Origin of the sequence: Synechococcus sp. ROS8604 (assembly GCF_014279655.1) — a bacterium.
Taxonomy (GTDB): domain Bacteria; phylum Cyanobacteriota; class Cyanobacteriia; order PCC-6307; family Cyanobiaceae; genus Synechococcus_C.
This window is the reverse complement of sequence record NZ_CP047946.1, coordinates 2,353,652-2,365,764: the sequence shown is the minus strand read 5'-3', so window position 1 is coordinate 2,365,764 and position 12,113 is coordinate 2,353,652. Positions and strand designations below refer to the sequence as shown.

The window sequence follows — 12,113 nt, the reverse complement described above, 5'->3', positions numbered from 1 at the left end:
GGTTATGGTCACGGATTGTTGAACTGAAATCCGGCTCTGTGGCCAATAACAAGTCTTCGAAAAAGCGCGTCGAGATCGGCGAGCGCAATCGCTTACAGAACAAGGCGTATAAATCAGCGCTGCGTACCCTCATGAAGCGCTGTTTCACTGCATGCAGTGCTTACAGCGAGGCCCCAGGCGATGAGGCCAAAACCACGTTGAACGCCAGCCTCAATGCAGCATTCAGCAAAATTGATAAAGCGGTCAAGCGTGGTGTGATGCACCGCAACACCGGAGCGCATCAAAAGTCTCGTTTGAGTACGGCTGTCAAGCGCGCTACCGAGCCAAGCGTTAGCTGATCCCATCCCGGCACAATGGGGCCTGAAGGCGCGTTTCGGGTCCTGATCTGATGTCCACTCCAACCCTGATCGACAGCCACTGTCACATCGTCTTTCGCACGTTTGATGACGATCTGGATGAGGTGGCTTCCCGATGGCGAGAGGCCGGGGTTACTTCTCTGTTGCATGCCTGCGTGGAGCCTTCAGAGATTCCGGCGATTCGTGCTTTAGCCGATCGCTTCCCTGAGATGCGTTACTCCGTCGGCGTGCATCCTCTCGATACGGAGCATTGGGCCGCCGATACTGTTGACGTTTTACGCGCCGCTGCGAAAGACGATTCTCGTGTTGTGGCCATTGGGGAGCTTGGCCTAGATCTGTTTCGAGATAAGAATCTGGATCAGCAACTCTCCGTGTTGAGGCCTCAGCTGGATCTCGCAGTGGAGCTTGATTTGCCCGTGATTGTTCACTGCCGGGATGCTGCTGAACCGATGCTGGCTGAACTGCGTGAAAGACAACTCCACGGCCATTGCCCCAGGGGCGTGATGCATTGCTGGGGCGGGACTCCCTCGGAAATGGCAGCTTTTCTTGAGTTTGGCTTCTACATCAGTTTCAGTGGAACGGTCACCTTCCCGAAAGCCGTCGACACGCATCTCTGCGCGAAAGACGTTCCGCAGGATCGCTTTCTTGTGGAAACCGATTGCCCGTTCCTGGCCCCAGTCCCTCGGCGCGGAAAGAGAAATGAACCTGCTTTTGTGGCATCAGTTGCCGAACGCGTGGCCGAGCTAAGGGGGCAGACTGTGATTGAAGTGGCTGATGCCAGCACCGCCAACGCCAGAAGCTTGTTCGGGCTTCCCTGACAAAGGCTCCTTTGGAGTCGATACGAAAGTGTAAGATATTTAACCGGCCTGGCCAAGATGCATTTCCTGTGTCTTCGGCCCCAGAAGCGTCCATTTTCTTCCGGTTCATTGACGACGTCATCTGTTCAGATCAAAAACCTCTAAAGCCACTGAGTACGGCAGTCGTTCCTTGATTGGGATGGCTGCCTATTCTTGTAGCGACGAGATTTTGGTTTTCTGAATCTTTGACGATTCTTCAGGCCTTTGTTCCCACTTTTCAACTGCAGGTCTCCGCATGAGCAGCAGCGCGATTCAAGTCGCCAAGACCGTCACCTACCTGCCCGATCTGGTGGAGGTGCAGCGGGCAAGTTTTAAGTGGTTTCTGGATAAGGGCCTGATCGAGGAACTGGAGAGTTTCTCGCCTATTACGGATTACACCGGCAAGCTGGAACTGCATTTTGTAGGCAGTGAGTATCGCCTGAAGCGTCCTCGCCACGATGTGGAAGAGGCAAAACGTCGTGATGCGACCTTTGCATCTCAGATGTATGTGACTTGCCGTTTGGTTAATAAGGAAACCGGTGAGATCAAGGAGCAAGAAGTTTTTATTGGAGAACTCCCCTTGATGACTGAACGTGGAACGTTCATCATTAATGGTGCTGAGCGAGTCATCGTTAATCAGATCGTTCGTAGTCCTGGCGTTTATTTTAAGGATGAGCAGGATAAGAATGGCCGTCGTACTTACAACGCAAGCGTGATTCCCAATCGTGGGGCTTGGTTGAAGTTTGAGACCGACAAAAATGATCTCTTGCATGTTCGCGTTGATAAAACACGCAAAATCAATGCCCACGTCTTGATGCGTGCGATGGGCCTGTCTGACAACGATGTTGTCGACAAGCTCAGGCATCCCGAGTACTACAAGAAATCGATCGAGGCTGCCAACGACGAAGGCATTAGTTCCGAGGATCAAGCGCTCCTTGAGCTCTACAAAAAGCTGCGACCAGGTGAACCACCTTCTGTGAGTGGTGGCCAGCAGCTGTTGCAAACCCGCTTCTTTGACCCCAAGCGATACGACCTTGGTCGCGTCGGCCGTTACAAGATCAACAAAAAGCTAAGGCTCACGATTCCCGACTCGGTTCGCACCCTCACGCATGAGGATGTTCTGTCGACCCTCGATTACCTCATCAATCTCGAGCTTGATGTGGGTGGCGCAAGTCTTGACGACATCGATCACCTGGGTAACCGTCGCGTTCGTTCTGTTGGAGAGCTTCTTCAGAACCAGGTTCGCGTTGGCTTGAATCGTCTTGAGCGGATCATCAAGGAGCGGATGACGGTTGGGGAAACCGACTCGCTCACTCCCGCTCAATTGGTGAATCCCAAACCTCTTGTGGCAGCGATCAAAGAGTTCTTTGGTTCCAGCCAGTTGAGCCAGTTCATGGATCAAACAAATCCTTTGGCTGAGCTCACGCACAAGCGCAGGATTTCGGCGCTTGGTCCAGGTGGCCTCACCCGTGAACGCGCAGGCTTTGCTGTACGAGACATTCACCCTTCTCATTACGGTCGTCTTTGCCCGATTGAGACCCCAGAAGGCCCGAACGCTGGACTCATCAACTCTCTGGCGACCCATGCCCGAGTGAATGAATATGGCTTCATTGAGACTCCGTTCTGGAGAGTCGAGAACGGAGTCGTTCAAAAGAGCGGAGACCCGATTTATCTCTCTGCTGACCTTGAAGATGAGTGTCGCGTCGCTCCCGGTGACGTTGCGACCGATGCGGATGGCCAAATCTTGGCTGAGCTGATTCCCGTTCGCTACCGGCAGGACTTCGAGAAAGTTCCGCCTGAGCAGGTCGATTATGTGCAGCTGTCGCCTGTACAGGTGATTTCGGTGGCGACATCACTGATTCCTTTCTTGGAGCACGACGACGCCAACCGTGCCTTGATGGGCTCCAACATGCAACGTCAGGCGGTGCCTTTGCTCCGTCCAGAACGTCCTCTCGTTGGCACTGGCCTTGAAACTCAGGTGGCCCGTGACTCAGGCATGGTCCCAATCTCACGGGTGAATGGCTCTGTCACCTTCGTGGATGCGACGGCGATCGTGGTGCGAGATGAAGAGGGCTACGACCACACCCATTTCCTTCAGAAATATCAGCGCTCCAATCAAGACACCTGCTTGAACCAGCGTCCGATCGTCCGACAGGGTGATCCGGTCATCATCGGCCAAGTCCTTGCCGATGGTTCAGCCTGTGAAGGCGGAGAGATTGCTCTTGGCCAGAATGTCCTGATCGCTTACATGCCCTGGGAGGGATACAACTACGAGGATGCAATTCTTGTGAGTGAGCGTTTGGTGAATGATGATCTTTATACTTCTGTTCACATTGAGAAGTATGAGATTGAGGCTCGTCAAACCAAATTAGGGCCGGAAGAGATTACCCGGGAGATTCCTAATGTTGCCGAAGAAAGTCTCGGCAACCTCGATGAAATGGGGATTATTCGTATCGGAGCCTTTGTAGAGAGTGGAGACATTCTTGTTGGCAAAGTGACGCCGAAAGGTGAATCCGACCAGCCCCCGGAAGAAAAATTGCTTCGAGCGATTTTTGGTGAGAAAGCCCGTGACGTTCGCGACAACTCCCTTCGCGTCCCCAGTACTGAGCGCGGCCGCGTTGTTGATGTCAGGATTTACACCCGTGAACAAGGTGATGAGTTGCCACCTGGCGCCAACATGGTGGTGAGGGTGTATGTCGCTCAACGTCGCAAAATTCAGGTCGGCGACAAAATGGCTGGTCGCCATGGCAACAAGGGCATTATCAGCCGCATTCTTCCCCGCGAAGACATGCCTTACTTGCCCGATGGCACACCGGTAGACATTGTTCTGAACCCTTTGGGCGTGCCGAGTCGCATGAACGTGGGACAGGTGTTTGAATTGCTGATGGGTTGGGCTGCTCACAACCTTGATTGCCGCGTCAAAATCGTTCCCTTTGACGAAATGTATGGCGCTGAAAAGTCTCAACAAACGGTTCAGGCCTATCTCAAGGAAGCGGCTGGTCAGCCAGGAAAAGATTGGATCTACAACCCTGAAGATCCAGGAAAACTCCTGCTGCGAGATGGAAGGACAGGCGAACCCTTTGACCAACCTGTGGCTGTTGGCTATTCCCACTTCCTGAAGCTGGTCCACCTCGTCGACGACAAGATCCATGCTCGTTCCACCGGCCCTTACTCCTTGGTGACTCAGCAGCCATTGGGTGGTAAAGCCCAGCAAGGTGGTCAGCGTTTGGGTGAGATGGAGGTTTGGGCCCTTGAGGCTTACGGCGCCGCCTACACCCTGCAAGAACTGCTCACGGTTAAGTCAGACGATATGCAGGGCCGTAATGAAGCTCTCAACGCGATCGTGAAAGGCAAGCCGATTCCACGGCCTGGAACACCCGAGTCCTTCAAGGTCTTGATGCGCGAACTTCAGTCTCTTGGTCTTGATATCGCTGTATTCACCGATGAGGGCAAGGAAGTCGACCTGATGCAAGACGTGAATCCACGCCGCAGCACCCCAAGCAGGCCTACCTACGAATCCCTAGGCGTCGCGGATTACGACGAGGACTGACGGATCAACGAACGAATCGACACAACCGCCTTCTTTCTTAAACGCCAATGACCAACAGCAATCTGCGTACAGAGAACCACTTCGACTACGTCAAAATCACACTCGCATCACCCGATCGGGTGATGGAGTGGGGCCAGCGCACCTTGCCGAATGGACAGGTGGTTGGAGAAGTGACCAAGCCTGAAACCATCAACTACCGCACGCTCAAGCCGGAAATGGACGGCTTGTTCTGCGAAAAGATTTTTGGTCCCTCCAAGGATTGGGAATGTCATTGCGGTAAGTACAAACGTGTCCGTCACCGCGGCATCATTTGTGAGCGCTGTGGCGTTGAGGTCACCGAGAGCCGGGTGCGACGTCACCGCATGGGCTTCATTAAGTTGGCAGCCCCGGTCTCCCATGTTTGGTATCTCAAAGGGATCCCTAGTTATGTGGCCATCCTTTTGGACATGCCTCTTAGGGATGTGGAGCAGATTGTTTATTTCAACTGCTATGTGGTACTCGATGCGGGCGATCATAAAGATCTGAAGTACAAGCAGTTGCTCACAGAAGATGAGTGGCTTGAAATTGAAGACGAGATTTATGCAGAAGATTCAGAAATTGAGAACGAACCTGTTGTTGGAATTGGTGCTGAGGCGCTGAAGCAGCTCCTGGAAGATCTCGAACTCAATGCTGTTGCTGAACAATTACGTGAAGAGATTGCTGGCAGTAAGGGGCAAAAACGCGCCAAACTGATTAAGCGCCTTCGGGTGATTGACAACTTCATTGCGACCGATGCTCGTCCTGATTGGATGGTGTTGGATGCGATCCCCGTCATTCCTCCAGATCTGCGCCCAATGGTGCAGTTGGATGGTGGACGTTTTGCAACCTCTGACCTCAACGATCTCTATAGAAGGGTCATTAACCGCAACAACCGTCTCGCCCGTCTTCAGGAAATTCTTGCTCCGGAAATCATTGTTCGCAATGAAAAGCGGATGCTCCAAGAAGCGGTTGATGCCCTCATCGACAATGGACGACGCGGTCGCACGGTTGTTGGAGCTAATAATCGTCCGCTCAAGTCCTTGAGCGACATTATTGAAGGTAAGCAAGGTCGTTTCCGCCAAAACTTGCTTGGTAAGCGTGTCGATTACTCCGGTCGTTCTGTGATCGTGGTGGGACCCAAGCTGAAGATGCATCAGTGTGGATTGCCTAAGGAAATGGCAATCGAGCTCTTCCAGCCGTTTGTGATTCACCGCCTGATTCGTCAAAACATCGTTAACAACATCAAGGCAGCGAAGAAGCTGATTCAGCGAGCTGACGATGAAGTGATGCAGGTGCTTCAGGAGGTGATTGATGGTCACCCAATCATGCTGAACCGAGCCCCAACACTCCACCGTCTTGGGATTCAGGCCTTTGAACCCAAGTTGGTGGATGGCAGAGCGATCCAGCTTCACCCCCTTGTTTGTCCAGCGTTCAACGCCGACTTCGACGGTGACCAGATGGCCGTCCACGTGCCGCTCGCGATCGAGGCACAAACGGAAGCCCGCATGTTGATGCTGGCGAGCAACAACATCCTGTCTCCAGCAACTGGCGATCCGATCATCACGCCATCCCAAGACATGGTGCTGGGCTCTTACTACCTAACGGCACTGCAGCCCGACATGCATCCCATTGAGTTTGGTGATCGCTCCCGCACCTACTCCTGTCTTGAAGACGTGATTCATGCCTTTGAAGACAATCGAATTACCTTGCACGACTGGGTTTGGGTTCGCTTCAACGGCGAGGTTGAAGATGAAGATGAGCGTGAAGAGCCCATCACCAGCGAGACCCTGAGTGACGGCACTCGCTTTGAACAATGGACCTATCGCCGTGATCGCTTTGACGAAGACGGTGCCCTGATCAGCCGTTACATCCTCACGACAGTGGGACGCGTGGTGATGAATCACACGATCATCGACGCGGTGGCAGCCACCTGAAGCCCCTCTCGTAACGCCTACCCCTTCAACCTGATCCACTCGCTGTCATGACTTCCACTCCCTCCAAATCCCGCAAGTCTGCTAAGGCCACCAAGGCCGCCAAGGCTGCCGCTGCTGCCGCTGCAAAATCTCGAGCACTGGCCAAAACGCCACCTCCCTTCCGCAACCGCGTAGTGGACAAGAAGGCCCTGAAACAGCTGGTTGCTTGGGCTTTTAAGCACCATGGAACCGCTGCCACCTCGGCGATGGCGGATCAACTGAAAGATCTCGGCTTCAAGTACGCCACCCAGGCGGCCGTGTCGATTTCAGTGAATGACCTCAAAGTTCCTGAAGCCAAGCAAGACCTGTTGGCTCAGGCTGAGGAGCTGATTACTGAAACCGAAGAGTCCTACAGACTTGGGGTGATCACAGAGGTTGAGCGTCATACCAAGGTGATCGACACCTGGACTGAGACCAATGAGCGCTTGGTTGATGCTGTCAAAAAGAACTTCAACGACAACGATCCGCTCAACTCGGTTTGGATGATGGCCAACTCTGGGGCTAGGGGCAATATGTCCCAAGTCCGTCAGCTGGTGGGTATGCGCGGTCTGATGGCGAACCCGCAAGGGGAGATCATTGACCTTCCGATCCGTACCAATTTCCGAGAGGGTCTCACGGTTACGGAGTACGTGATTTCTTCGTACGGAGCCCGTAAGGGACTGGTTGATACCGCTCTCCGTACAGCTGACTCCGGCTATCTCACCCGTCGCTTGGTGGACGTCGCACAGGACGTGATCGTTCGAGAGGACGACTGCGGCACCATGCGCTCGATCATGGTGAAGGGAGAGGACGGTCGATTTGGCAATCGCCTGGTTGGTCGATTGACCGCTGATCAGGTGCTTGGTGCTGATGGTGAGGTGATTGCTGAACGCAATATCGAAATCGATCCACCGCTGTCCAAACGTTTTGAGGCAGCTGGTGTCACCACGGTGATGGTCCGCTCTCCGCTCACATGTGAAGCTAATCGCTCCGTATGCCGTAAGTGCTACGGCTGGGCTCTTGCCCACAATCAGCTGGTTGATTTGGGTGAAGCTGTTGGAATTATCGCGGCTCAATCCATTGGAGAGCCGGGTACTCAGCTCACCATGAGAACGTTCCACACCGGTGGTGTGTCAACGGCTGAGAGTGGTGTGGTGCGTTCCAAAGTGGAAGGCACCGTTGAATTTGGTTCCAAGGCAAGAGTTCGCCCCTACCGCACCCCCCATGGTGTGAATGCACAGCAGTCCGATGTGGACTTTTTGCTCACGATTAAGCCCAGCGGAAGTGGCAAGCCACAGAAGATCGAAATCACCAATGGTTCGTTGCTGTTTGTAGATGACGGTCAGCAGATTGCCTCGGACGTGACCGTGGCAACCATTGCGGCTGGCGCTGTTAAGAAGAGCGTTGAGAAAGCGACCAAAGATGTGATCTGCGACCTGGCTGGACAGGTCAGCTATGACCCCACCATTCAGCCCCGCGAGGTAACTGACAGGCAGGGCAACATCACCCACAAAGCTCAGCGTCTGGGCCGGATGTGGGTTCTTGCCGGGGATGTCTACAACTTGCCGCCAAACGCTCGGCCTGTTGTCTCGGCGGGAGGCTCTGTTGTCGAGGCTCAAGTGTTGGCTGAAGCCAGTCAGGCCAGTGAGTATGGCGGTGCGATTCGTTTGCGAGAAGCTCTGGGAGATTCTCGTGAAGTGCAGATCGTCACCACTTCAATGACACTCCGCGATTTCAAGCTTCTGGGCGAATCAACCCATGCTGGTGAGATCTGGAATCTGGAGGCTAAGGATGGAACGCGGTATCGCCTGAACACCATCCCTGGAAGCAAAATCGGCAACGCTGAAGTGATTGCCGAACTCGCTGATGATCGCTTCCGTACACAAACCGGTGGCCTGGTCAAATTCGCACCGGGGCTTGCGATTAAGAAAGCGCGCTCAGCCAAAAATGGTTATGAGGTCAATAAGGGGGGCACCTTGTTGTGGATCCCTCAGGAAACCCATGAAATCAACAAAGATATTTCTTTGCTGATGATTACTGACGGTCAATGGATTGAAGCCGGCACCGAAGTGGTGAAGGATATTTTCAGCCAGACTGCAGGGATCGTGAGTGTGACTCAGAAGAACGATATTCTTCGCGAAATTATTGTTCGTAGCGGCAGTTTCCATCTCTGTACGGAAAAGAAAGCGCTTGAGCGTTTCCAGGGCGATGGCGTCATGGTGAATCCAGGAGAAGCGATCGCTAAGGGCATCAGTACCGAAACGATGGTGTTTGTCCAAGCGGTTGAAACCCCTGAGGGCACTGGCCTGCTCCTCCGTCCTGTGGAGGAATACACGATTCCAAATGAGGCCCAGCTTCCTGATTTGGGTCATGTCAAGCAACCCAATGGACCCCATCTCGGGATCAAAGCCACCCAACGCTTGGCTTTCAAAGACAACGAATTGGTCAAATCGGTTGAGGGCGTTGAGTTGCTGCGTACTCAATTGATGTTGGAAACGTTTGACACCACACCGCAGATGACTGTGGACGTGGAAGCGGTGCCCGACAAGAGGGCCAAAACGATCGAACGACTCCAGCTCGTGATTCTGGAAAGCATTTTGGTGCGTCGCGACACCATTTCAGACTCCAGCCATGGCTCCACTCACACCGAACTCCAGGTGGAAGACGGGCAGTCCATTAAGGCGGGTGATGTTGTTGCCACCACCCAGATTCTCTGTAAGCAGGCTGGTGTCGCTGAGATGCCAGAAGCGACGGAAGATGAGCCCGTTCGGCGTTTGATCGTTGAAAGGCCTGAGGACACGATCACGATCAATACATCTGGAGCCCCCGTCGTCACCGTTGGTCAGCGCGTCGTGGATGGCGAAGAGCTGGCTCCTGGTCAGCCCTCCGATTGCTGCGGTGAAGTCGAGCAGGTTTCAAACGGCTCCATCACGATGCGTTTGGGCCGTCCTTACATGATTTCGCCCGACTCGCTTTTGCATGTGCGCGATGGCGATCTCGTCCAACGCGGTGACGGATTAGCTCTTCTCGTTTTTGAACGTCAGAAGACCGGTGACATTGTCCAGGGTCTACCTCGTATTGAGGAGTTGCTCGAGGCGAGGCGTCCCCGCGAGTCTTCGATTCTTTGCAAAAAGCCAGGAACCGTTGAAATCAAACAGGGCGAAGACGACGAGTTCACCACGGTGACCGTGATCGAGTCCGACGACGCGATCGCTGAGTATCCGATTCTTCTTGGTCGGAACGTGATGGTGAGTGATGGCCAGCAGGTGAAAGCTGGTGAGCTTCTGACAGACGGGCCCATCAACCCCCATGAGTTGCTGGAGTGCTTCTTTGAAGACCTGCGCAGCCGCAAGCCCTTGATGGATGCGGCTCAGGAAGCGATCGCCAAGCTTCAGCATCGCCTTGTGACTGAAGTGCAGAACGTCTACAAGTCGCAGGGCGTGGCGATTCACGACAAGCACATCGAAGTAATTGTTCGCCAGATGACCAGCAAAGTTCGGATCGAGGATGCTGGTGACACCACGCTGCTTCCCGGTGAGTTGATCGAACTCCGCCAGGTGGAAAACACCAATCAGGCGATGTCGATTACGGGTGGAGCGCCTGCCGAATTCACGCCAGTTTTGCTGGGTATTACCAAGGCATCGCTGAACACCGATAGCTTCATCTCTGCGGCTTCTTTCCAAGAAACCACTCGCGTGCTCACTGAAGCAGCGATCGAAGGCAAGAGCGATTGGCTACGGGGCCTCAAGGAGAACGTGATTATCGGTCGCTTGATTCCTGCCGGTACAGGCTTCAGTGGTTTTGAAGAGGAGTTGAGAGCGGAAGCTGGTCCTCATCCCGACATCCTCTCGGAGGATCCTGCTGGCTACCGCCGTATGCAGAACCTTCGCCCTGACTACACGGTGGATATGCCGGCAGCTCCTGCCGCCAAATCGACGGCTTTGCTTGACGATCCCAGTGCCGCAGACCTAGAGGCCACCCGCAGCCGCCATGGCATCGAGGCAGAGGCCAGCAATTTTGCTGCCTTTACACGTCCAGATGCCGATAACGAGCTTGCGGAAGAGCAAGTTTTGGATCCGGCTGCTGTGGAGAATCTGCAGGAGCAGGGTCTCTTAAGCGATGAATGATTCTTTCGTTCCCGTTCGCATGAGCGGCTCTTGCCGCTCCAGAATGTTGCTCTTTATCGGTGTCGCTCATGATTGAGCCCTCTTTGATCCCCAAGCGGAAACTCCCTCGTTTTGGGTTTCATACTCACACTGAAAAGCTGAATGGTCGTGCTGCGATGCTCGGCTTCATTGCCTTGCTGGTTGTGGAGTTCAAAATTGGTCATGGCTTGTTGATCTGGTGATCAACACCCTTCTCGGTCGAAGCAAGTCCGAGCTTGAGGAGTGGGCTGTCGCTCAGGGCCAGCCCGCATTTCGCGGTCGGCAGCTCCATGATTGGCTTTACGCCAAGGGGGCTAGGGATCTTCAAGGCATCACGGTGCTCCCCAAGGCTTGGCGCGCATCCCTTCAAGACGAGGGGATATCCGTGGGCCGTTTGCATGAGCAAGAGCGACGGGTCGCTGCTGATGCCACTACAAAATTGCTGTTGGGCACCGAGGACGGCGAAACCTTGGAAACGGTAGGTATTCCTACTGATCAACGCCTCACGGTCTGTGTATCGAGCCAGGTGGGATGCCCGATGGCCTGTCGTTTTTGCGCGACGGGTAAGGGAGGCTTGCAACGTTCCTTAGCGGGCCATGAAATTGTTGCCCAGGTGCTCAGTATTCGAGAGGTGATGGAGCGTCGTCCCTCCCATGTGGTGTTCATGGGCATGGGTGAGCCCCTGCTCAACATTGAGGCTGTGCTCGAGTCCATTCGCTGCATCAATGACGATCTGGGCATCGGTCAGCGTCGGATCACCGTGAGCACCGTTGGCGTGCCACACACCCTTCCCCGGCTTGCTGACTTAGCCCTCCAACAGTTGGGGCGCGCTCAGTTCACCTTAGCCGTGAGCCTTCATGCCCCCAACCAAGCCTTAAGAGAGGAGTTGATTCCCACGGCCAAAACCTATCCCTACGAGGCCCTCTTGGATGATTGTCGTTACTACCTCCAAAAGACGGGTCGGAGGGTGAGTTTTGAATACATTCTTCTGGGTGGGGTCAATGATCATCCGCACCACGCCGCGGAACTCGCCGATCGGGTGGGCGGGTTCCAGAGCCACGTGAATCTCATTGCCTACAACCCCATTGAGGAAGAGGAGTTTCAGCGACCAACAGCCCAGAGGATTGAGGGGTTTCGGCGCGTCCTGGAGCGTCGTGGCGTCGCGGTGAGTTTGCGCGCTAGCCGCGGCTTGGATCAGGATGCAGCTTGTGGACAGTTGCGTCGCAATCGACGGTCCTAGAGGAGACTGCAGACGC

At 54.3% G+C, this 12,113-nt stretch carries 7 protein-coding genes; all 7 read left to right on the top strand.

The genetic code is table 11. From position 1 onward, the window contains the following. The first annotated feature begins 38 nt into the window (after positions 1–38). Positions 39–338, top strand: coding sequence for a 30S ribosomal protein S20 (gene rpsT / locus SynROS8604_RS12795; RefSeq protein ID WP_186545981.1), 300 nt, complete (start codon positions 39–41; stop codon positions 336–338). A gap of 50 nt (positions 339–388) precedes the next feature. Then, positions 389–1,174, top strand: coding sequence for a TatD family hydrolase (locus SynROS8604_RS12790; RefSeq protein ID WP_186544274.1), 786 nt, complete (start codon positions 389–391; stop codon positions 1,172–1,174). A gap of 274 nt (positions 1,175–1,448) precedes the next feature. After that, positions 1,449–4,742, top strand: coding sequence for a DNA-directed RNA polymerase subunit beta (gene rpoB / locus SynROS8604_RS12785; RefSeq protein ID WP_186544273.1), 3,294 nt, complete (start codon positions 1,449–1,451; stop codon positions 4,740–4,742). A gap of 47 nt (positions 4,743–4,789) precedes the next feature. Beyond that, positions 4,790–6,694 (top strand): DNA-directed RNA polymerase subunit gamma, encoded by a 1,905-nt coding sequence (locus tag SynROS8604_RS12780; protein ID WP_186544272.1) that lies wholly within the window; start codon positions 4,790–4,792, stop codon positions 6,692–6,694. 47 nt (positions 6,695–6,741) lie between these two features. After that, positions 6,742–10,839 carry a DNA-directed RNA polymerase subunit beta' gene (locus tag SynROS8604_RS12775; RefSeq protein ID WP_186544271.1) on the top strand — a complete coding sequence of 1,366 codons (4,098 nt, stop codon included), beginning with the start codon at positions 6,742–6,744 and terminating at the stop codon, positions 10,837–10,839. 68 nt (positions 10,840–10,907) lie between these two features. After that, positions 10,908–11,060 (top strand): high light inducible protein, encoded by a 153-nt coding sequence (locus SynROS8604_RS12770; protein WP_006854361.1) that lies wholly within the window; start codon positions 10,908–10,910, stop codon positions 11,058–11,060. Continuing rightward, positions 11,057–12,097: a 23S rRNA (adenine(2503)-C(2))-methyltransferase RlmN gene (rlmN, locus tag SynROS8604_RS12765; protein ID WP_186544270.1), complete on the top strand. Its 1,041-nt coding sequence runs from the start codon at positions 11,057–11,059 to the stop codon at positions 12,095–12,097. Before SynROS8604_RS12770 ends, rlmN begins: the two co-directional genes overlap by 4 nt. The last annotated feature ends 16 nt before the right edge of the window (positions 12,098–12,113 follow it).

Bases quoted from the DNA above. Each gene is read 5' to 3' on its own strand.
- SynROS8604_RS12790 (WP_186544274.1), top strand. From the start codon at position 389: ATGTCCACTCCAACCCTGATCGACAGCCACTGTCACATCGTCTTTCGC.
- SynROS8604_RS12775 (WP_186544271.1), top strand. From the start codon at position 6,742: ATGACTTCCACTCCCTCCAAATCCCGCAAGTCTGCTAAGGCCACCAAG.
- SynROS8604_RS12780 (WP_186544272.1), top strand. From the start codon at position 4,790: ATGACCAACAGCAATCTGCGTACAGAGAACCACTTCGACTACGTCAAA.
- SynROS8604_RS12770 (WP_006854361.1), top strand. From the start codon at position 10,908: ATGATTGAGCCCTCTTTGATCCCCAAGCGGAAACTCCCTCGTTTTGGG.
- rpoB (WP_186544273.1), top strand. From the start codon at position 1,449: ATGAGCAGCAGCGCGATTCAAGTCGCCAAGACCGTCACCTACCTGCCC.